We start from the raw sequence: 21106 nt of genomic DNA on the forward strand, positions 1-21106 counted from the left end.
CTTTTATTATTTAATGCGTAACCTCAAGTTCGTAATATTTCACTTTTGAAAAAGCTCCTTCTGCTGTTGAGCCCAAATAATTACCTGCCTTAAAATAATTTTCATAAGGCCATTTATCTAAACTTATATCTTGATATACTAAAGGTTCATTATCATTAAGCTGTAATTCTAATCTGGCGTCTGATACGGTAATTCTAAATTCAAATTCTTCAAAACCAACATAGCCCATATTGTCCTTAACATCTGTCCAAGTAGCATTTGATGTTTCTAACAAATCATCTCCAGACGTATTTTCATCTATAAGCGATTTTTTATGAGACCATATATAACCATCTTTCCAATAGATTTTAATTAAAGGTGGACCATTATTTGAAGAAAAGCCATGAGTTTCCATGTCTTCAATAGAAATAATCCCATGAATTTGCATCACTATTGTTTTGTGATATTGACTACTGCTTTCAGAGTCCTGAGAAATAGCAATCAATTTTAATCTTCCTGTCATTTGACCACCTTCTGCTAACGTCCAATTTTCTCTTGCATTTAAAGGATTAATTAACTCTCTTAACTCTGTTCTAGAATAGGAACTATTCGTCGTAGCTATGTCTGGATATGTATAAAACTCAATGGAAGCATCAGAAACATCATCGTACATATAAGGTACAATGGCAGGATTTGTTCTGTAGGCTCCATTCACTAATGCTGCTGGTTGGTATTCATCTGGACTACCATTATTATTTTCATCTACAGGCAAGGTAACTTTCCAGTTAGAGAAGTCGATGTCTGCATAGACTATTGGATTATCATCTTCAGAACCTCCGTCATCGTCATTATAAACGACATCATCAGTAACATCGGCATCCTTTTCAGAACACCCAAATAGAAGTAATGTGCACATTAAAGGTATCAAGATATATTTTAATTTCATATAACCTTCATTAATAATTGGTTAACCAGATTGGTTAACCAAAAATACCATAATTTTTGAGATTACAAAAAGTAATTAGGTTAATTCTGTATATAATTGGGTTAATTGGATAAACATAATATAAAGAAACCAGTCTACAGTCTTATTGCAAAAACACTATAAATAGGCTTACTTGAAAGCTACATTAACATAATATAACCACAAATACTAACTAGTGATTTTTAGAAAAAAAACACGAGCTAATTCAACATAACCTCTATCAAACATTTCAAGTAAATAAAAATTCATAATCATTATCAAAATTAAATATAACATAGCCCTCACCCACAAATACAAGCAGATACCCCATTACTTTTCATTACTAAAAGTTACTGAGAATTAATATTTAATTATACATTTGAACTATTACTAATTACAACATTACATTTTAATATGAAAAACAAATTATCTTTAGTATTCATTTTTTTATTTTCAACCCTTATTTATGCTCAAAAATTAAAAATAAAGGAAGGGGCTTTCAAAAACCTAAAAAACATAAAAGAATACTCTTTAGTATTTGACTACTCTAATTTACAAATACCAAAGTATGACTCTGAAGAAGATTTTCTTAAAGACAAAATGGATAAGCGCGAAGAGAAAGAAGCTGGATCTGGAGAAGAATTTAAGACATCATGGTTTGAAGACAGAGAAAACAGGTATGAACCAAAGTTTATTGAATCTTTTAATAAACGATTTGACGATAACATCGTTGAAGTTAATAAAGGTGAAAACTCTAAACATACAATGGTTATAAAAACCACTCTAATGTATCCTGGCTACAACGTAGGCGTATGGAGACAAAACGCAAAAATCGAAGCGACTATTACCATATTTGAAACTGATAATCCTGACAACATATTATTCTCAGGAGATTACACCAAAATTGAAGGAAATGGAGCGATGGGTTATGACTTTAACTCAGGATATCGTATTTCCGAAGCTTATGCTAAGCTCGCTAAAGAGTTTGCTAAAGGTTTAAAGAAAAAAGGGTTAAAATAAATTTAAAGAAAAGCGAATAATCATTTATTCGCTTTTTTCTTTTTCCATATCTATAACATGTGCCACTGCTTTTACGAGTCTATGGTGGTTTTTCACAAAAGGATTGGTATCATCCCAAACATAACCTGCTAAAACAGAACAAATTTGTTTCTTTATTTCAGGATTTTCAGGTCTATGAAAAAATAATTTTTGCAAATTTCCAGTGTACCATTCTTTTACATAAGTTTCAAAAACACGAACCCCTTTTTTCATGTAATCAGAATAGTCTACTTTCCAATCCACTGTTTCGTTCTGAAGTGATTTAGTAATCAATTTTGCTGCTAACAATGCCGATTCCGTAGCAAATGTAACACCAGAAGAAAACACTGGGTCTAAAAACTCTGCACTATTCCCTGTTAACACATAACCTTTTCCATATAACTGTTTAACAGACTTAGAATAGCTAGAAATCTCAATAGGCTTAAATAAAAACTCAACATCTTCAAATCGTTCTCTATAATAATTAGAGAGCTTCAACATACTTTTTAATTTCTCAGAAGACGTGCCTTTAAATGATTCTAAATAATCAGAAGAACCAACGTAACCAATACTCGTTACTCCATCTGAAAATGGAATAACCCATAACCAAGTTCTTAAATCTATAACATCAAAAGTAATCCGAGTCCCCTCCCAACCTTCAGGACGGTTTATATCTTTTACATGTGTAAATATTGAAGACTGATTAAGAAGTTCTGAACTTTTTTCTAAATCTAAAAGACGCGGCAAAACCCGACCATAACCACTAGAATCAATAATATATTTAGCACCAACACTATTTAACTTACCTAACTTATTTTTAATAGTAGTAACTGAAGAACCATCCTCATTAAAATCAACAGCAATAACTTCTTCTTCAAAAGAAATATCAACACCTCTTGTTAAAAGTTCATCGGTAAGTGTTTTATCAAAATCAGCTCTTGGTACTTGCCAAGTCCAATCCCACCCTTTAGTATGTTTTTTACTAAAATCAAAATTACAAACTTCATCTCCTCTTAAAAATCGAGCACCATCTTTCACTTCATAATTGCGTTTTTTCAAACAATCCAGTAAACCTACTTCCTCAAAATGATCCATACAGCGTGGCAACAAACTTTCCCCAATTACAAATCTTGGAAACAGATTCTTTTCAACCACCTTAACTTTTAAACCTTTATTATGCAAATAAGAGGCCGCAACACTACCAGATGGTCCCGCACCTATAATTAGTACATCTACATTTTCAACACTCATAATAGTAATAGTATAAAAATCATTTATTATTCTAAATTTGCATCCCAAAATAACTTCATTTTTCGTTATTTAACTATTATTTTTATTAAATATTACCAACTTATATAGATGCTAAAATTAACCGGAAGTTTAGATGTTGAAGATTTTTACAAAATCATTTTCGAAAATAACCCCATAGAAATAGACGAAACTGTTTTTCAAACCATAGAAAACAGCTTTAATTTTTTAAGGGATTTTTCTAAAAATAAAATTATCTATGGTGTTAATACTGGTTTTGGACCAATGGCTCAGTACAAAATTGCTGACACAGATCGTATAAAACTACAATACAATTTAATACGAAGTCACGCTTCTGGTACAGGAAACCCAATTCACCCTTTATATGTAAAATCGGCGATGCTTGCGAGACTCAACACGTTGTCTTTAGGAAATTCTGGTGTACATAAATCGGTTGTAGAACTTATGACTCAATTAATAAATCGTGATATTATTCCTTTAATTTACGAACATGGAGGTGTTGGTGCAAGTGGAGATTTAGTACAACTAGCACATTTAGCATTAGTATTAATCGGTGAAGGAGAAGTATTTTATAAAAATGAATTAAGGTCAACAAAAGAGGTTTTTCAAATTGAAAACTTAAAACCAATAACTGTAGTTTTAAGAGAAGGATTAGCTTTAATGAATGGCACTTCTGTAATGACAGGTATTGGCATTGTTAATGCAATTAAAACTAGACAGTTACTGAATTGGACTATTTTATGTTCATCTGCTATTAATGAAATTGTAGAAGCTTACGACGATCACTTATCATCAGAATTAAATAACGCAAAAAGACATAAAGGACAGCGTGAAATCGCAAAACAAATGCGAGCAAATTTAAGCGACAGTAAACTCACTAGAAAGCGTGAAGATCACTTATATAACAAAGCACAAAACGCCACTGTTTTTGAAGAAAAAGTGCAAGAATATTACTCTTTACGTTGTGTACCTCAAATTTTAGGACCTGTTTTAGATACTTTAGATAGCGTTGAAAATATTTTAATTGAAGAAGTAAACTCTGCAAACGACAACCCTATTGTCAATGTAGAAAAGCAGCATGTATATCATGGAGGAAATTTCCATGGAGACTATATATCCTTAGAAATGGATAAATTAAAACTTGTCGTTACAAAAATGAGCATGTTGGCAGAACGCCAATTAAATTATTTACTCAACCCAAGTCTTAATAATATTCTTCCTGCATTTGTTAATCTCGGTACATTAGGCTTAAATTTTGGTATGCAAGGTGTTCAGTTCACAGCCACCTCAACTACTGCTGAAAATCAAATGCTATCGAACCCAATGTATGTGCATAGCATTCCCAACAACAATGACAATCAAGACATTGTAAGTATGGGAACTAATGCCGCATTGATTACTAAAAAAGTAATAGAAAATACATTTGAAGTTGTAGCCATAGAAATGATTACCATTATTCAAGCTATTGAATATCTAGAAATACAAGACAAGGTATCTTCAAAAACAAAAAAAATGTATGATGATATTAGAAATATTGTTCCTGCATTCAAAGACGATGTGGTAATGTACCCTTATGTTAATGAAGTTAAAAACTTTATTATGAATCATAAAAATAACATTGAAAAATAAACCTCAACTAAAAAATCGATATACATGAAGTGCGCACTAATAACAGGGGGCTCTAGAGGCATAGGAAAATCAATTTGCATACAACTTGTGAAGGATTCAGATTATCATATTTTAATTAATTACCAAAGTAACAAAGAAGCAGCCTTAAACACATTAGAAGCAGTAAAAGAAGCTGGAGGAACTGGCGAATTATTACAGTTTAATGTTGTAGACATTGAAGACGTTCAATCTACTTTAGATAATTGGCAAGACAACAATAAAGATGCTATTATTGAAGTCATTGTCAACAATGCTGGCATCACAAAAGATGGCTTATTTATGTGGATGAAACCAGAAGATTGGCATAACGTCATCAACACAAGTCTTAATGGGTTCTTTAATGTTACCAACCATTTAATTCAGAAAATGCTAGTCCAAAAATATGGACGAATCATAAATTTAGTATCGCTTTCGGGGCTAAAAGGCACACCTGGTCAAACCAATTATTCTGCAGCAAAAGGTGCCGTAATTGCTGCAACTAAAGCTTTGGCTCAAGAAATTGCAAAACGTAATATTACGGTCAATGCGGTTGCTCCTGGATTTATTAAAACAGACATGACAAGCGATTTAAACGAAAAAGAACTTAAAAAATTAGTACCTGCAAATCGCTTTGGAGATCCTGAAGAAGTCGCACATCTAGTCTCTTTTTTAGCATCAAAAAAAGCATCTTATATTACAGGTGAAGTTATTAATATTAATGGAGGTATTTACTCTTAAATAAATTACCAAATGGGAAGAGTTGTAATAACAGGCATGGGCATATATTCCTGCATAGGCGAAAATTTAGAAGAAGTCAAAACATCGCTATATAATGGAACGTCTGGAATTGTTTTCGATGAAAAACGCAAACTTTTTGGTTATCGTTCTTGCCTAACAGGCATGGTAAAAGAGCCGCAACTAAAAAAGCTTTTAACAAGAAGGCAGCGCATTAGTTTAGGAGAAGAAGGCACTTACGCATACATGGCAACGATAGAAGCGCTAAAAAATGCAAACATTACCCAAGAGTTTTTAGACGCTAATGAAATAGGTATTATATACGGAAATGACAGTACTGCGAAATCTGTAATTGAAGCCGTTGATATTATCAGAGAGAAAAAAGATACCACTTTAGTAGGTTCAGGATCTATTTTTAAAGGCATGAATTCTACGATCACCATGAATCTCTCAACAATATTTAAACTAAAAGGTATTAATTTCACAATAAGTGCGGCCTGCGCAAGTGGTTCTCATGCCATTGGAATGGCATACCAACTTATAAAAAGTGGTCTCCAAGATTGTATAATATGTGGAGGTGCCCAAGAAATTAACGAATTGGCCATGGGCAGTTTTGATGGTTTAGGTGTGTTTTCGGCAAATGAAGAGCAACCCGAAAAAGCATCGCGTCCATTCGATAAAAATAGAGACGGCCTCATACCAAGCGGAGGAGGTGCAACACTTGTATTAGAGAGTTATGAATCTGCTGTAAAACGTGGAGCACCAATTTTAGGTGAAGTCATCGGTTATGGTTTTTCATCTAACGGTGAACATATTTCAACTCCAAATGTAGATGGTCCGTCTAGAGCAATGAAAAAAGCAATAGAGCAAGCTAATATTCCAATTAGCAGTATTGACTACGTAAATGCACATGCTACCTCAACACCTGTTGGTGATGCCAATGAAGCTAAAGCTATATTTGATGTTTTTGGAGAAAACGGCCCTTATGTAAGCTCTACAAAATCAATGACTGGTCATGAATGCTGGATGGCAGGCGCAAGCGAGGTTATCTACTCTATGCTGATGATGCAAAACTCATTTATTGCTCCTAATATTAATTTAGAAACCCCCGACGAAGATGCCTCTAAATTAAATTTAGTGAGCAAAACTATAGATAAAAAAATTGATGTATTTTTGTCAAATTCTTTTGGATTTGGAGGAACAAATTCAGCCCTAATAATAAAAAAATTATAGTCCCAATTATGAACAAAGAGGTTATTATTGAAAAAATAAACGACTTTCTTATAGACGAATTTGAAGTTGAAGCAGAAGAGCTTTCACCTGAAGCTAATTTAAAAGAAGCACTAGAACTAGATAGCTTAGATTTTGTTGATTTGGTAGTTGCTGTTGAGGCTAATTTTGGTGTAAAGCTAGCTGGAGAAGATTTCATCAATATCTTAACACTTCAAGATTTTTACGACCTTATCGAAAATAAACTAAGCTAAAATTGACTAAAATTGAATGGCTACAGAATGGGAAGGCAAGTCTAGAGGTTCGGTTTTAGGGTATAAAATTTTTGTTTTTTGTATCAAAAAACTAGGCTTACACGCTGCTTATTTCGTCTTAATTTTTGTTGCGTTCTATTTCTGTTTTTTTGCTAAAGATAGTACAAAGTCTATTTATTATTACTTCCGAAAAAGACGTCAATATTCTAAATTCAAAAGCCTTATTAGTATTTATAAAAGCTATTTTGTTTTTGGACAGACTATTATAGATAAGATTGCTATTTCTTCGGGTTTTAGAGATAAATTCAGCTATCATTTTGATGGTATTGATCAGCTCGATACAATATTAAAGTCTAAAAAGGGGGGCATCCTAATTAGTGCCCATGTTGGTAATTTCGAAATTGCCGAATACTTTCTAAACGAACTTGAAGAAGACGTCAACATTAGTTTATTGACAACAGATTCTGAACATGGTGATATTAAAGCTTACTTAGAAAGTGTAACGACCAAATCGAACATTAAATTTATTATCATAAAAGATGATTTATCGCATATCTTTGAAATAAACGCAGCCTTATCTAGAAATGAAATAATATGCATCACTGGAGATCGCTATGTAAAACCATCAAAATCACTAAAGCATAATTTATTAGGTAAAGAAGCACATTTTCCTGCTGGACCTTTTCTGTTAGGATCACGATTAAAAGTCCCCGTAATCTTTGTTTATGTGATGAAGGAAACCACTAAACATTATCACCTTTATGCCAGAACAGCAGAAGTAAAACAACGCGATGCCGAGGGCTTACTAAAATCATATACCGAAAGCTTAGAATGGATGCTCGATAAATATCCGTTACAGTGGTTTAATTATTTTGATTTTTGGAACGATATAAAAGACTAACAATAGCATGAACTTACTTAAAGAACCTATTACGGATTTAAATATCATTTTAAAATTAATTCCGCAACGTGCCCCTATAATTATGGTAGATTCATTATTGTATTTTAAAGAATCTAAAGTTATTTCCGGACTAACCATTGCCGAAGATAATATGTTTGTTCAAAATGGATTATTAACAGAACCAGGACTTATAGAACATATGGCACAAACTGTAGCACTTTATACAGGGTATCATTTTTATATCAACCATACACCTGCCCCAGAAGGCTATATTGGAGCCATTAAAAGTGCTACCATAGAAAAACTTCCTAAAACACAGACACGACTAGAAACGGAAGTTAAAATCTTACAAGAAGTAATGGGAGTTACCTTAGTACAAGGCACTACCAAATTAAACGGAGAAGTGATAATGACTGCTCAAATGAAAACGGTCTTAAAAAACTAAAGTTTAAATGAATTCTAAAAAACTAAATAACACTTCGGAAACATCATTAAAGGTTTCTCACGATATAAGAGTACGTTTCAATGAAACCGATGCTTTAGGTATTGTTTGGCATGGCTATTATCTACATTATTTTGAAGATGGACGTGAGGCTTTTGGAAGAAAACATGGCATCTCGTATTTAGACACAAAAGCGGAAGGTTATGTATCGCCTATAATAAAATCGAGCTGTGAGCACAAATTACCTTTGCGTTATGGAGATATTGCAACTGTAGAAACCACCTATATAAATACACCTGCTGCAAAACTTATCTTTAAATATAAAATTTTAAATGAAGATGGAAAAACGGTTTGCACAGGAGAAACTATTCAAGTTTTTGTAGATGACAACAATGATTTATCACTAACACTTCCACCTTTTTTTGAAGCCTGGAAAGCAAAAAACAAGCTTTTATAATTTCATATGAAGGACATCTTTATCACTGCAAATACCATTATTTCTCCTCTTGGATTTAATTCTGAAGCTAATGTTTCGGCAATCGCTAAAGAACAATCAGGGATTACTCTGCATAACAACATTAGTACTTCACCATGCTATGCTTCTATAATTGATCATATAAAATTAAACGAAGCATTTAGTAAAATAGGAAACCCTACCACTTATACAAAATTAGAGAAAATGATGATTTTGTCCTTAAATGACACCATTTCTCGAGCTTCCTTTTCAATTTCAGATAAAACGGCTTTAATCATTGCTACAACAAAAGGCAATATTGACGCTTTAAACAACAATTTTGAACCAGAACGCGCGTACTTATCTGTATTAGCTCATAAAATTAAAGATTTTTTCGGATTTAAAACCGAACCTATCATCATATCCAATGCTTGTGTTTCGGGGATTTTAGCCATAGCAGTAGCAAAACGATTCCTTCAAAATGAATACTATGATAATGCTTTTGTTGTTGGTGGGGATATTGTTTCTGAATTTACCTTATCCGGTTTTCAATCCTTTCAAGCCATTAGCAAAAAACCTTGTCAACCCTTTTCAAAACATAGAACTGGTATTTCTATAGGAGATGCTGCAGCTTCCGTTGCTATTGCTACTGATACATCAGAAAGTGAAGCTATTCAAATTATAGGAGATGGTTCTTGTAATGATGCTAACCATATTTCAGGACCTAGCAGAACTGGAGAAGGCTTATATTTAAGTATCATTTCCGCATTAAAAGAGGCAAATATAAAACCAGAATCTATAGATTATATTTCGGCACACGGAACCGCTACGGCATTTAATGACGAGATGGAAGCAATTGCTTTTAACAGAGCAAAACTAGAAAAAACACCTTTAAATAGTTTAAAAGGGTATTATGGTCATACTTTAGGTGCTTCTGGTTTGTTAGAAGCCATTGTAGGAATGCATTCCTTAAAAAACAATATGCTATACAAGTCTTTAGGCATGGACGAATTAGGAGTTACTATGCCTCTAAATATTATTGAAACCACATCTAAAAAAGAACTAAAGACCTTTATAAAAACTGCTTCTGGATTTGGAGGCTGCAATACTGCTGTAATCTTTAAAAAAGTGAAACAATGAAAAAGCAGTTAAAGACTATCGCTTATTGCCATATAAAGAATAATACTATTTCTATAAACGGAAAATCGATTATCGCGAAAGATAAAGACCTCTCATTTTCTGATTTTGCAAAACAAATCTATAAAGACAAACAATTGGCTTATCCTAAATTTTTTAAAATGGATAACCTATGTAAACTAGCTTTTTTGGCTTCAGAATTTCTTTTTGAAGCAACAAAACTTGATTCTGAAATTATAAAAAATACAGGTATTGTACTTTCTAATAGAGCTTCTAGTTTAGATACAGACAGAAAGTATCAGGATACCATTACAGACAAAAACAATTACTTCCCTAGTCCTGCTGTATTTGTTTATACCTTAGCCAATATTATGATTGGAGAAATTAGTATTCGGCATCAAATAAAAGGAGAAAATGTTTTTTTTATTTCTGAAAAATTCAATGAAACACTTATAGAACACTATGCTTCAAGCCTAATTACAAATAAAAAAAGTAGTCATATACTTTGTGGTTGGGTCGATGTGGATAACAATAAGTATGATGCATTTATGTATCTTGTGGCAGAAGAAGGATCGTATAACTATTCAAAAAAAATTATAAAAAAAATATATACTCAAAATTAATGGACGCATTAAAAAAAGAACTCAAAGAAAGTATTATTGAACAATTAAACTTAGAAGATTTTACCGTTGAAGATATTGCGGATGATGATGCATTATTTGGAGATGGCTTAGGACTAGATTCTATTGATGCTTTAGAACTTATTGTAATGTTAGATAAAGATTACGGTATTAAATTAACAGATCCGAACGAAGGTAAAGCTGTGTTTGTTTCGGTTGAAGTCTTAGCGACTTACATTGCAAAACACCGCACCAAATAAAATGCAAAAAAATCGTGTTGCCATAACAGGAATGGGAATTATATCTTCTATAGGAACTACTGTAGAAGCGAATTTGCATGCGCTTTTAAATTCTAAAAAAGGCATTGCACCTATTGTAAATATAGACACACGACATAAAAATGAAATTAAGGTTGGGGAAGTTTTACAAACAAATCCGGAACTTGCAAAAAGCCTTCATCTGCATGAAAATCACAACTATTCAAGAACAGCATTATTAGGTTGTATTGCCGCACAACAAGCCGTAAAACACGCTAATATCGATACTATTGACGCCTTTAGAACAGGTTTAATATCTGCAACAAGTGTTGGAGGTATGGACTTAACGGAAAAACATTTCCAAAATTACAACGAGGAAAGTCGAAAATTAATCAACAGTCATCATGCTGTAGATAGTACCGAAAAAATTGCAGCACTTTTAGGCATCACCAATTTTACATCAACCATTAGTACCGCATGCTCCTCTGCCGCAAATGCTATAATGCTTGGCGCTCGACTTATAAAATCGGGACAACTAGACCGTGTAATTGTTGGTGGAACGGATGGATTAGCAAAATTCACCATCAATGGATTTAAAACGCTAATGATTTTATCGGATACCGATTGTACACCTTTTGACGCCAACAGAAAAGGGTTAAATTTAGGAGAAGCTGCAGCCTATTTAGTACTAGAATCTGATGCTGTTGTAAAACAAGACAACAAAACTATTTTAGGGTATTTAGCAGGTTATGGTAATGCGAATGATGCCTTTCATCAAACGGCTTCATCCGAAAATGGTGAAGGTGCTTTTTTAGCGATGACTAAAGCTTTAAAGGTTGCAGAAATCAATCCGGAAGACATCAATTATATTAACGCACACGGTACTGCTACACATAACAATGATTTATCAGAAGGCAAAGCCATAAAACGTATTTACGGAGATTCCGTTCCAGATTTCAGTTCTACTAAAGCCTTTACTGGGCATACATTAGCTGCCGCAGGAGCGATAGAAGCTGTTTATTCTATTTTAGCCCTTCAGAATAACATAATGTTTCCAAATTTGAATTTTAAAACTGCGATTCCAGAACTAGATCTAGTTCCGGTTACCGAAGTCACTAAAAAACCTTTAAACTACGTGCTTTCTAACTCATTTGGTTTTGGTGGGAATTGTTCAACCCTTATATTTTCTAAAAACTAATGAAACCCTGTTATATAAATAGTGCGGTTTCAATTTCGGCACAAGACACCTTAGACAATTCTAGCTTTTTAGAAAACATGATTTCTTTTGAAGGACAACTCGCCAAAGCTATTCACCCTAATTATAAATTATTTATAAGCCCCATTGCAAGTAGGCGCATGGCAACTAGTGTAAAAATGGGAATTGCTGCAGCAAAAAAAGCTTTAGAACTAGCAGAACTAGAAACACCTGATGCTATTATTACAGGCACAGGTATTGGTTGTATAGAAGATTCTGAAAAATTCCTAAATGCCATACTCGACAATGATGAAGAATTTTTAACACCAACATCGTTTATTCAATCGACACACAATACAGTTGGTGCTCAAATTGCATTAACTTTAAAATGTAAAGGTTATAATGTAACCCATGTACAGGGCGCTGCTTCATTTGAATCTGCCCTTCTAGATGGACAACTCTTATTACATGAAAATGAAGCCAAAACGGTTTTAGTTGGCGGTACCGATGAATTAGGAAAACACCTCATTAACGATATCATACTAGCTGAAGCAGCAGAAAAGCAACCCATAACCACACCTTTTGGAGAAGGAGCTCATTTTTTTAGCTTATCCCAATCCAAACAGAACCATAGTTTTGCAGCTATAAAAGGACTTAAAATTTTTAATAAAGCAACAACTGAAACTATTAAAACTAAAGTTGAAGATTTCTTAAAAGAGCATCATTTAACAACCGAAGATATTGATGCCATAGTACTCGGGAAAAACGGGGATGCTTTTGATGAATTATATCAAACACTTCAAGATTTCTCTTTTAAATCCACGCCTCAATTACATTATAAGCACCTTTGCGGTGAGTTTTTTACAGCTTCTGCCTTTGGCTTCTGGACTGCTGCTAATATTATAAAACATCAACATATTCCTGAGGTTTTAAAGCTAAATACCATTAAAAAATCGAGCTATAAAAATATTCTACTTTATAACCAACTAAAAGGGCATCAACATAGTTTCACGTTACTAACATCATGTTAAACTTTAAAAACATAAATCGTTTTACGCTTGTGCTTTTTATTGGATTGCTAATAATTAGCTTTTTTACTTCTATCCCTTTTTTTGTATTTATTTTAGTTCTTATAGGTTGGTTAATCGTTACAATTATAGGCAGTTTTAATATCACCTGGAACTACCATTTAAAAGCTTATAATTTCAATAAAACTTGCGATAAAAAGCAAGTCGCCATAACTTTTGACGATGGTCCAAATGCCGAATTCACACCACAAATTTTAGACTTACTGAAAACTTATCATGCTAAAGCTACTTTTTTCTGTATTGGTAAACATATAAAACAACAACCAAAACTGGTACAACAAATGATAGCAGAAGGACACACCGTTGGGAATCATACCTATTCCCATTCTGAAATTTTTGATTTCTATGGGAAACAAAAAGTGATTGATGAAATTGAAACAACCAATGCTTTAGTTGCTTCTATAATAAATAAAGAAATAATATTGTTTCGTCCACCATATGGGGTTACAAATCCTGCAATTACAAAAGCCCTAAAACACACTAAACACAAAGTTATTGGCTGGAACATACGATCGTTAGACACTGTAAAAAACGACGAAAAAACGATTTTAAACAGAATTACTAAAAACATCACACCAGGAGCTGTTATTTTATTGCACGATTCACAAAATATCACAGTACGTGTTTTGGAACAATTGTTGTTATTTTTGCAAGAGAACAATTATCAATCTATAACAGTAGATACTTTATTTAATATAGAAGCTTATGCGTAATATTTACTTTTTCTTTTTTTAGGTATCGGAATTCAAATCTCTAGTGCACAAAAAACACTAACTACAAACGAAATAAACACATTTAAATCGGCTGTAGAAAAACTAGATAGCAATACAAAAACAATTGTTAGTGATTTTGTACAATATAAACATCTTAGTTTTTTAAGCAATGATGTTGAAACACAAGGAAAACTGGCTTTTAAAGTCCCTGGTTTCGTGAAATGGGAATATACATCACCATATAAATACAGTGTTATTTTTAAAGATGATAAATTATTTATTGATGATGAAGGTGATAAAAGCAAAATAGATATTGGCTCTAATAAAATGTTTAAAGGTCTAAACAGCCTTATTACCAATAGCGTTAAGGGCAATATGTTTGATGATAATGCCTTTGATATTTCCTATTTTAAAGTGGATGATTTTTATTTAGTGAAGTTTATTCCAAAGGATGAAAACATGCTTCAATTCATCGCTAAATTCGAATTAAAATTCGATATAAAAACTAGTGATGTCACCGAAGTAAAAATGATGGAACCCTCTGAAGATTACACCAAAATTGTTTTTAAGAATAAAACTCGAAACACAACTTTAGATGAAGCGGTTTTTAATAATTAATCTATTCATTCTTTCCCTGTTTACGTCTTGTGCAATTCCAACGGTAAAAGGACTTTCGGAATATGATACTAAGTCTACAGATTTTTCAAACCCTTATTTTGCCAATAGTCATACAGATTATGTTTATAAAGCAAAAATTAAGGCTTACCATAACGATTTTGGAGGTATTTTAATTATAAAAAAAATTGAAGAAAACAAGCACCGCATTGTATTTACTACAAATTTTGGTAATAAAATATTCGATTTTGAATTGATAAATAATGAAATAAAAGCACATTTCATTATGAAAGAGTTAGATCGAAAAATCATAATTAATACTCTTAAAAGAGACTTTCAAACTTTAGCACAAGAGCACAATAAAATCAATAAAGCTTTCACGAATAATGATGGAAATATAATTTACCAATCGAAATTCAAAAACGATTTAATCATTACCTAATCAATCAGCAATCACAGCAACTCTTCAGAATTATAAACACGACACATTCCAAAGAAAAAATTATTATTTCCTTTTCTAATGTGAAAAACACTATTGCAGAACATATTAAAATTGAGCATAAAACAGCACCTATTCAAATTGATTTAACTTATTTAAATCACAAAGAATAAACGTTATATTCTTTTCTATTCATAAGATATTTCCTCATTTTTGTGTCCTACTTAACCAATTATAAATCCCTATGAAACACTTAACTATTATCTTAATCACAATATTGTCGTGTACCTTTCTCAATGCCCAAGTTGAAATTAAACCAGGAATAAAAGCAGGCATGAATATTGCAGGGTTGAGCCATCTTAAAGAGAATGGTGGAATAAACAGCGAAAAATTAACAACCTTTCATGTAGGAGCGACCTTATCTTTTAAATTTGCAAGCTTTTACACCCTTCAACCTGAAATCTTATACTCTAAACAAGGAAGCAACTATAAATCTTTTGGATTTACTGATACACAAACCATAGAACTCAATTATTTATCTATACCTGTAAACAACAAATTTTACATTAGAGATAGTGGAATTAACTTTCAAATCGCACCTGTGATTGATATTTTATTGAGTCATAAAAACGTAAACGACCCTCAAACCATTGATTTTGCTATAGCTGGCGCCATAGGTTATGATATAGGCAATGGATTAGTAATGTCTATTGGCTACAAACAAGGTCTAACCGATTTATTAGGTAGAAATGTAGATACTGGTAACGGTTATGAAACTACAGATGTTAGTGAGTTAATATTAAATAACGTTATCCAATTAAGTGTAGGTTACCAATTCAAATTATAAACAGATGTTAATTAAGGATTTTTACACTGTCTTAAAAACAACGGTTATTGACACAAACACGATTCATGTGACTTTAAAACTGAATAAGAATCACGATGTGTTTAATGGTCACTTTCCAGATAATCCTGTGACACCAGGTGTTTGCATGATTCAAACCATTAAAGAAATCACACAAAATCATGTTAATAATTCTCTGTTCTTAAAGCATATTTCTAATATAAAATTTACGGCTTTAATCAATCCTAATATAAATGCTAAACTCATTTTAGAGCTTTCTATTATAGAAGAAAACGACACGTTTAAAATTAAAAATATCACTAAATTTACAGATGGTACTATTGCGTTAAAATGCAATGGCACATTTATCAAAAAACTAAAGAATTAGTCTAGTCTTAAACCTAATTCTCAATAACAAAAATGAAGGATATTACCACGCATCATAAACTAAAAAACTTTCAGTGTTGTGTCATTATACCAACCTTCAACAATCCTAAAACCTTAAAACGCATTATTGAAGGCGTTTTAAATTATACCGAAAACATTATAGTTGTAAATGATGGATCAACCGATATAACATCGAAAATCCTTGAAGACTATGCTCAATTAGAACAAATTCATTTTACAAAAAACAAAGGTAAAGGCCAGGCTTTACGTGCTGGATTTAAACATGCTGAAATTTTAGGTTATGTATATGCGATTACTATAGATTCTGATGGGCAACATTTCCCAGAAGACATTCCTGTATTTATTGAGGCACTTGAAGCTTCTGATAATAAAAACCTCTTACTCATTGGTGCCAGAAATATGAATCAAGAAAGTGTTCCAAAGAAAAGTAGTTTTGGAAATAAATTTTCTAATTTTTGGTATTGGGCAGAAACCGGCATTAAACTACAAGACACACAATCGGGGTTTAGGCTTTACCCAATTCAACATTTAAAAGACTTAAAATTTTATACTTCAAAATTCGAATTTGAAATCGAAGTGATTGTAAAAGCCGCTTGGGCAGGCTCTACTGTAAAAAACATCCCAATTCAAGTTTTATATGACGATGACGAACGTGTTTCTCACTTTAGACCTTTTAAAGATTTTACACGCATTAGTATTTTAAACACGTGGCTTGTTATCTTAACATTACTCTATATAAAACCTCGTGATTTTTTCAGGAAATTAAAAAAAAAAGGATTTAAGCGTTTTATAACCGAAGATGTTATTGGTAGTAACGATTCTCCTCAAAAAAAAGCATTATCTATAGCTTTAGGTGTTTTTATAGGTATTTCTCCGCTTTGGGGTATTCAAACCATTACCGTTATTTTTTTAGCTTTGCTTTTGAGGTTAAATAAAACAATTGCTTTTGCTTTTTCAAACGTAAGCCTTCCGCCTTTTATTCCTTTTATTATTCTTACGAGTTTTCAATTAGGAAATTTTATATTAGGCGAAAATGTAACATTTGATATAAATGAAATTATAGCAGGTTTCGAGGTTTTAAAACATGTAAAATCTTATATCGTTGGGAGTTTTGCTTTAGCGACATTAGCTGCTTTATCCGTCGGAACATTGAGTTATTTTCTTTTTCTATGTTTTGGAAATAAAAACGTAACCGCAACCAATGCATAATATTTTGCACAAAATATATCAATATTTTAATGCCAGAAAATGGTTTGGCTTTTGCATTTTAGGATTTTTACTATTGGGCTTAGTATTCATTGCTTCTAAAATTGAATTTGAAGAAGATATCACGAAACTAATTCCTACTAATGCAGAAAATTCGGAACTGCAGAAGGTTTTAAAAAACGTCAACTTTACTGATAAAATCATTGTTAACATTACCAAAGGTCCTGATGGTTCTGTTGAAGATTTAACCCAATATGCATCACAGTTTATTGATCGCATCAACACCTCTTCTAGTCCATATATAAAACAAATTCAAGGACAGATTGATGACCATGAAATTCAGAAAACAGCCAGTTTTATATATGACAATTTACCGCTTTTTCTAAATGAAGCAGATTATAAAACTATTGCGAACAAAATTCAAAAAGATAGTATTGCTGCCATTACTTTAAAAAATTACAAAACGTTAATTTCACCATCAGGTATTGTTGCTAAAGATTTTATTCTAAAAGATCCTTTAGGCTTATCATTTATTGCTTTAAAAAAACTACAAGAGTTAAGTTTTGGTGAGGATTTCACCTTACAAAACGGGTTTTTAGTAAGTAAAGACAAACAGCATATTCTGTTATTTATTACACCTGCTTTAGGCTCTAATGAAACGGCTAAAAACACCCAATTTGTAAAAAATCTATACGATACCAACGCCAAACTAAACAATGCTTTTACAAATAAAGCAAGTGCCGAATACTTTGGTGGAACACTAATTGCAGTCGCTAACGCCAATCAAATAAAAAGCGATATTCAGCTTACTATAGGTATTGCGTTAACTGTACTTTTACTCATATTTATACTTTTTTATAGAAAAATAACCATCCCAATTATATTATTTGTCCCAACCATTTTTGGTGGACTTTTAGCTATTGCACTACTCTTTTTAATACGCGAAAAAATATCAGCCATTTCTCTAGGGATTGGTTCGGTGTTATTAGGGGTTACACTCGATTATTCCTTACACATTCTCACACACATTAGAAGTAACACTAATGTAAAACACCTGTACCAAGAAATCTCGAAACCTATTTTAATGAGTAGTTTAACTACGGCTTTAGCATTTTTATGTTTGTTATTTATCAACTCACAAGCTTTACAAGATTTAGGAATATTTGCAGCGGTTAGTGTTATTGGCTCTTCGTTTTTTGCACTACTTTTTATTCCTCAAGTATATAAAGAGCAAACAAAAACGTCCAAAAAAAGTACTGTATTAGACAAAATTGCGTCTTACAACATTCATAAAAACAAATGGGTAATTATTGGTTTACTTCTATTGTGTTTTGGTAGTTTCTTTACTTATAACACTGTTATTTTTAACAATGATTTAAGCGAGATGAATTATATGCCAAAAGACATTAAGGCCGCCGAATTACGCTTAGACAAACTTATTAATAGCACTTCAAAATCCATATACATTGCCGCCTACGGTGATTCAGAAGAAAGCACACTGCAAGTTAATGACGCCATTTTAACCAAGCTTCAAAACTTAAAATCGGAAGAAAAACTTATTAACTTCAGTTCTATTAGCTCTCTTGTCCATTCTAAAAAACAACAAACCCAACAAGTGGAACGTTGGCAATCTTTTTGGGACGAAAGCACCATTGCAACCACAAAACAAAACATAACAGAAAGTGGAACTGCTTTAGGGTTTAAACCAGAAACCTTTAACCGTTTTTACACACTTTTAAATACTACATTTAAACCTTTAGATAGTAAAGATTACAAAGCGATAAACACCTTTTCTATTGACGATTATATTACAACTAAAGATAATTATACCACCATTACAACCTTAGTAAAAGTAGATGAAGCAGATGCCGTTATAAATGCCTTTAAAGAGGATCCACAAACTTTAGTGATTGATAGAAAACAAATGAATGAGACCTTTTTAGGCCATCTAAAAAACGACTTCAACAGTTTAATCGGCTATTCTTTAATTGTTGTTCTAATTATTCTATTCTTATTTTACAGAAGCTTATCACTAACTTTAGTAACAGCAATTCCAATTTGTCTAACCTGGTTAGTAACCATTGGAATTATGGGGTTATTTCATTTAGAATTCAATATTTTTAATATCATCATATCTACATTTATTTTTGGTTTAGGCATTGATTATGGCATTTTTATGACCAATGGATTATTGCATGAATACCGAACAGGTGAAAAATCATTGACCATACATAAAACGTCTATTTTACTTTCGGTAATCACCACTATTTTAGGAGTTGGAGTTTTAATTTTCGCGAAACATCCTGCACTATATTCCATATCATTAGTATGCCTAATAGGTATAACCTCAGCAGTACTTATAGCTTTCACGCTTCAACCTTTACTTTTCAAATTGTTTATTGGTAGCAAAAATAAACGCCCTGTTTCGTTGCGGGTATTCATTCATTCTATAGTCTCATTTACTTATTTTGGCTTAGGTAGTATTCTATTATCCTTGTTTAGTGTTACCATCTTAAAAATTATTCCGCTTCCGAAGAAAACAAAAATGAAATGGTTTCATGTTTGTATTTCAAAATTCATGAAATCGGTATTATACACCCATTTGTTTCTGGTTAAAAAAGTAATTAATGAACCTAAAGAAGATTTTAAAAAACAAGCTATTATTATTGCAAATCACACGTCTTTTTTAGATATTCTAGCCATTGGAATGCTACATCCAAAGATTATTTTCTTGGTGAATGATTGGGTTTACAATTCACCTGTATTTGGAAAAGCCGTACAATTGGCTGGATTTTATCCAGTATCAAGTGGTATAGAAAATGGATTAGACCATTTAAAGAAAAAAGTAGAACAAGGTTATACCTTAATGGCTTTCCCAGAAGGTACACGTTCTAAAACCAATAAAATTAAGCGTTTTCATAAAGGGGCTTTTTATTTAGCAGAACAATTTCATTTAGATATTATACCAGTGCTTATTCATGGGAATTCAGAAATTATTCCTAAAGGGGAATCCATGATAAGAGATGGTCATATTACTTTAAAAATCCTGGATAGAATTACACCGGAAGATTGTCGTTTTAGTACTAATTACTCACAACGCGCTAAACAAATTGGGGCTTATTTTAGAACAGAATTTAATGCTTTTAGAAAAGAAAGAGAAGATGCAACCTATTTTCACAACATCCTTTTAGAAGAGTATAGATATAAAGGCGATGTACTATACAAATCTGTAAAAAAAGATATTAACACCAACAAAGATCTTTATAAAAAAATTATAGATACCGTTGGTAAAAAAGACACTATCATACATTTATCTGACCATGCTGGTCAACTTGATTTTTTATTAGCCTTAGATGCTGTAGATAGAAAAATCATTTCATATATTGAAAACACGGAATATAGAATACTTGTTAAAAACAGTTTTATCACCAATTCTCGTAACATAAATTGTGTAGATTCTTTTGAGGAAACATTGTCTTTTAAGGCAAACATCTTAATAATAAGTGCGACTAATATTTCAGAAGCACAACTAAAACCAATGGTCCAATCAGACTTAAATCATATCATTTTATTAAAAGAAGGTAAGCATTTGTTAACGACAAATAAACACAATTTAGATTTTGATTGCACCTATCAGACAGAAAATATGACTATTTTATCAAAACAGTAAA

At 32.1% G+C, this 21106-nt stretch carries 22 protein-coding genes; 20 read left to right on the forward strand and 2 right to left on the reverse strand.

Features of this window, described 5'->3' with window-relative positions:
- Positions 1–10: 10 nt before the first annotated feature.
- Positions 11–895, reverse strand: a complete 885-nt coding sequence (locus ACXGSQ_RS01920) for a polysaccharide lyase family 7 protein (RefSeq protein ID WP_458627964.1) — start codon at positions 893–895, stop codon at positions 11–13.
- Between the two features lie 462 nt (positions 896–1357).
- Between ACXGSQ_RS01920 and ACXGSQ_RS01925 the strand changes: the two genes are divergently transcribed.
- Positions 1358–1963 (forward strand): hypothetical protein, encoded by a 606-nt coding sequence (locus ACXGSQ_RS01925; RefSeq protein ID WP_458627965.1) that lies wholly within the window; start codon positions 1358–1360, stop codon positions 1961–1963.
- A gap of 24 nt (positions 1964–1987) precedes the next feature.
- Here the strand turns inward: ACXGSQ_RS01925 and ACXGSQ_RS01930 are convergent, their stop codons facing one another.
- Positions 1988–3232 (reverse strand): NAD(P)/FAD-dependent oxidoreductase, encoded by a 1245-nt coding sequence (locus tag ACXGSQ_RS01930; RefSeq protein WP_458627966.1) that lies wholly within the window; start codon positions 3230–3232, stop codon positions 1988–1990.
- A gap of 108 nt (positions 3233–3340) precedes the next feature.
- Here ACXGSQ_RS01930 and ACXGSQ_RS01935 point away from each other — a divergent pair, with 108 nt between their 5' ends.
- The 19 genes from ACXGSQ_RS01935 to ACXGSQ_RS02025 all read left to right on the forward strand — a co-directional run bounded on the left by ACXGSQ_RS01935 (position 3341) and on the right by ACXGSQ_RS02025 (position 21105).
- A complete protein-coding gene (locus tag ACXGSQ_RS01935) occupies positions 3341–4879 on the forward strand; it encodes an HAL/PAL/TAL family ammonia-lyase (protein WP_458627967.1) in 1539 nt (512 codons plus the stop codon).
- Between the two features lie 24 nt (positions 4880–4903).
- Positions 4904–5635, forward strand: a complete 732-nt coding sequence (gene fabG / locus ACXGSQ_RS01940) for a 3-oxoacyl-ACP reductase FabG (protein WP_458627968.1) — start codon at positions 4904–4906, stop codon at positions 5633–5635.
- Between the two features lie 12 nt (positions 5636–5647).
- Entirely contained in the window at positions 5648–6865 is a 1218-nt protein-coding gene (locus ACXGSQ_RS01945) for a beta-ketoacyl-[acyl-carrier-protein] synthase family protein (RefSeq protein WP_458627969.1), read from the forward strand.
- 8 nt (positions 6866–6873) lie between these two features.
- Positions 6874–7116, forward strand: a complete 243-nt coding sequence (locus ACXGSQ_RS01950) for an acyl carrier protein (protein WP_458627970.1) — start codon at positions 6874–6876, stop codon at positions 7114–7116.
- A 16-nt stretch (positions 7117–7132) separates the two neighbouring features.
- Positions 7133–8017 (forward strand): LpxL/LpxP family acyltransferase, encoded by an 885-nt coding sequence (locus ACXGSQ_RS01955; RefSeq protein ID WP_458627971.1) that lies wholly within the window; start codon positions 7133–7135, stop codon positions 8015–8017.
- 7 nt (positions 8018–8024) lie between these two features.
- Positions 8025–8462, forward strand: coding sequence for a hypothetical protein (locus ACXGSQ_RS01960; protein ID WP_458627972.1), 438 nt, complete (start codon positions 8025–8027; stop codon positions 8460–8462).
- Positions 8463–8469: 7 nt separating this feature from the next.
- The gene (locus ACXGSQ_RS01965) at positions 8470–8916 is read left to right on the forward strand and encodes an acyl-CoA thioesterase (RefSeq protein ID WP_458627973.1); all 447 of its coding nucleotides are present in this window, start codon (positions 8470–8472) and stop codon (positions 8914–8916) included.
- A gap of 6 nt (positions 8917–8922) precedes the next feature.
- Complete coding sequence (locus tag ACXGSQ_RS01970) at positions 8923–10053, forward strand: beta-ketoacyl-[acyl-carrier-protein] synthase family protein (protein ID WP_458627974.1); 1131 nt, start codon at positions 8923–8925, stop codon at positions 10051–10053.
- The gene (locus tag ACXGSQ_RS01975; protein ID WP_458627975.1) at positions 10050–10673 is read left to right on the forward strand and encodes a 3-oxoacyl-ACP synthase; all 624 of its coding nucleotides are present in this window, start codon (positions 10050–10052) and stop codon (positions 10671–10673) included. The genes ACXGSQ_RS01970 and ACXGSQ_RS01975 overlap by 4 nt, the downstream gene beginning before the upstream one ends.
- The gene (locus ACXGSQ_RS01980) at positions 10673–10930 is read left to right on the forward strand and encodes a phosphopantetheine-binding protein (RefSeq protein WP_458627976.1); all 258 of its coding nucleotides are present in this window, start codon (positions 10673–10675) and stop codon (positions 10928–10930) included. Before ACXGSQ_RS01975 ends, ACXGSQ_RS01980 begins: the two co-directional genes overlap by 1 nt.
- Before the next feature lies 1 nt (position 10931).
- On the forward strand, positions 10932–12125 hold the full coding sequence (locus tag ACXGSQ_RS01985) for a beta-ketoacyl-[acyl-carrier-protein] synthase family protein (protein WP_458627977.1): 1194 nt from the start codon (positions 10932–10934) through the stop codon (positions 12123–12125).
- Positions 12125–13153 (forward strand): beta-ketoacyl synthase chain length factor, encoded by a 1029-nt coding sequence (locus ACXGSQ_RS01990; RefSeq protein ID WP_458627978.1) that lies wholly within the window; start codon positions 12125–12127, stop codon positions 13151–13153. The genes ACXGSQ_RS01985 and ACXGSQ_RS01990 overlap by 1 nt, the downstream gene beginning before the upstream one ends.
- A complete protein-coding gene (locus tag ACXGSQ_RS01995; protein ID WP_458627979.1) occupies positions 13147–13923 on the forward strand; it encodes a polysaccharide deacetylase family protein in 777 nt (258 codons plus the stop codon). Before ACXGSQ_RS01990 ends, ACXGSQ_RS01995 begins: the two co-directional genes overlap by 7 nt.
- Positions 13924–14046: 123 nt before the next feature.
- Positions 14047–14541 (forward strand): outer membrane lipoprotein carrier protein LolA, encoded by a 495-nt coding sequence (locus ACXGSQ_RS02000; protein WP_458629305.1) that lies wholly within the window; start codon positions 14047–14049, stop codon positions 14539–14541.
- Positions 14519–14980 carry a hypothetical protein gene (locus ACXGSQ_RS02005; protein WP_458627980.1) on the forward strand — a complete coding sequence of 154 codons (462 nt, stop codon included), beginning with the start codon at positions 14519–14521 and terminating at the stop codon, positions 14978–14980. Before ACXGSQ_RS02000 ends, ACXGSQ_RS02005 begins: the two co-directional genes overlap by 23 nt.
- 241 nt (positions 14981–15221) lie before the next feature.
- Positions 15222–15824, forward strand: coding sequence for a porin family protein (locus tag ACXGSQ_RS02010; protein ID WP_458627981.1), 603 nt, complete (start codon positions 15222–15224; stop codon positions 15822–15824).
- 4 nt (positions 15825–15828) lie between these two features.
- Positions 15829–16209 (forward strand): 3-hydroxyacyl-ACP dehydratase, encoded by a 381-nt coding sequence (locus ACXGSQ_RS02015; protein ID WP_458627982.1) that lies wholly within the window; start codon positions 15829–15831, stop codon positions 16207–16209.
- 32 nt (positions 16210–16241) lie between these two features.
- Positions 16242–17438 (forward strand): DUF2062 domain-containing protein, encoded by a 1197-nt coding sequence (locus tag ACXGSQ_RS02020; protein ID WP_458627983.1) that lies wholly within the window; start codon positions 16242–16244, stop codon positions 17436–17438.
- Positions 17431–21105, forward strand: coding sequence for an MMPL family transporter (locus ACXGSQ_RS02025; protein WP_458627984.1), 3675 nt, complete (start codon positions 17431–17433; stop codon positions 21103–21105). Before ACXGSQ_RS02020 ends, ACXGSQ_RS02025 begins: the two co-directional genes overlap by 8 nt.
- The last annotated feature ends 1 nt before the right edge of the window (position 21106 follow it).

The sequence above is a fragment of the Winogradskyella sp. PC D3.3 genome, assembly GCF_054366245.1.

Excerpts from the sequence above, each read along its gene's own strand:
- ACXGSQ_RS01920 (WP_458627964.1), bottom strand. The coding sequence starts at position 895 with ATGTGCACATTACTTCTATTTGGGTGTTCTGAAAAGGATGCCGATGTT.
- ACXGSQ_RS01925 (WP_458627965.1), top strand. The coding sequence starts at position 1,358 with ATGAAAAACAAATTATCTTTAGTATTCATTTTTTTATTTTCAACCCTT.
- ACXGSQ_RS01930 (WP_458627966.1), bottom strand. The coding sequence starts at position 3,232 with ATGAGTGTTGAAAATGTAGATGTACTAATTATAGGTGCGGGACCATCT.
- ACXGSQ_RS01935 (WP_458627967.1), top strand. The coding sequence starts at position 3,341 with ATGCTAAAATTAACCGGAAGTTTAGATGTTGAAGATTTTTACAAAATC.
- fabG (WP_458627968.1), top strand. The coding sequence starts at position 4,904 with ATGAAGTGCGCACTAATAACAGGGGGCTCTAGAGGCATAGGAAAATCA.
- ACXGSQ_RS01945 (WP_458627969.1), top strand. The coding sequence starts at position 5,648 with ATGGGAAGAGTTGTAATAACAGGCATGGGCATATATTCCTGCATAGGC.
- ACXGSQ_RS01950 (WP_458627970.1), top strand. The coding sequence starts at position 6,874 with ATGAACAAAGAGGTTATTATTGAAAAAATAAACGACTTTCTTATAGAC.
- ACXGSQ_RS01955 (WP_458627971.1), top strand. The coding sequence starts at position 7,133 with ATGGCTACAGAATGGGAAGGCAAGTCTAGAGGTTCGGTTTTAGGGTAT.
- ACXGSQ_RS01960 (WP_458627972.1), top strand. The coding sequence starts at position 8,025 with ATGAACTTACTTAAAGAACCTATTACGGATTTAAATATCATTTTAAAA.
- ACXGSQ_RS01965 (WP_458627973.1), top strand. The coding sequence starts at position 8,470 with ATGAATTCTAAAAAACTAAATAACACTTCGGAAACATCATTAAAGGTT.
- ACXGSQ_RS01970 (WP_458627974.1), top strand. The coding sequence starts at position 8,923 with ATGAAGGACATCTTTATCACTGCAAATACCATTATTTCTCCTCTTGGA.
- ACXGSQ_RS01975 (WP_458627975.1), top strand. The coding sequence starts at position 10,050 with ATGAAAAAGCAGTTAAAGACTATCGCTTATTGCCATATAAAGAATAAT.
- ACXGSQ_RS01980 (WP_458627976.1), top strand. The coding sequence starts at position 10,673 with ATGGACGCATTAAAAAAAGAACTCAAAGAAAGTATTATTGAACAATTA.
- ACXGSQ_RS01985 (WP_458627977.1), top strand. The coding sequence starts at position 10,932 with ATGCAAAAAAATCGTGTTGCCATAACAGGAATGGGAATTATATCTTCT.
- ACXGSQ_RS01990 (WP_458627978.1), top strand. The coding sequence starts at position 12,125 with ATGAAACCCTGTTATATAAATAGTGCGGTTTCAATTTCGGCACAAGAC.
- ACXGSQ_RS01995 (WP_458627979.1), top strand. The coding sequence starts at position 13,147 with ATGTTAAACTTTAAAAACATAAATCGTTTTACGCTTGTGCTTTTTATT.
- ACXGSQ_RS02005 (WP_458627980.1), top strand. The coding sequence starts at position 14,519 with ATGAAGCGGTTTTTAATAATTAATCTATTCATTCTTTCCCTGTTTACG.
- ACXGSQ_RS02010 (WP_458627981.1), top strand. The coding sequence starts at position 15,222 with ATGAAACACTTAACTATTATCTTAATCACAATATTGTCGTGTACCTTT.
- ACXGSQ_RS02015 (WP_458627982.1), top strand. The coding sequence starts at position 15,829 with ATGTTAATTAAGGATTTTTACACTGTCTTAAAAACAACGGTTATTGAC.
- ACXGSQ_RS02020 (WP_458627983.1), top strand. The coding sequence starts at position 16,242 with ATGAAGGATATTACCACGCATCATAAACTAAAAAACTTTCAGTGTTGT.
- ACXGSQ_RS02025 (WP_458627984.1), top strand. The coding sequence starts at position 17,431 with ATGCATAATATTTTGCACAAAATATATCAATATTTTAATGCCAGAAAA.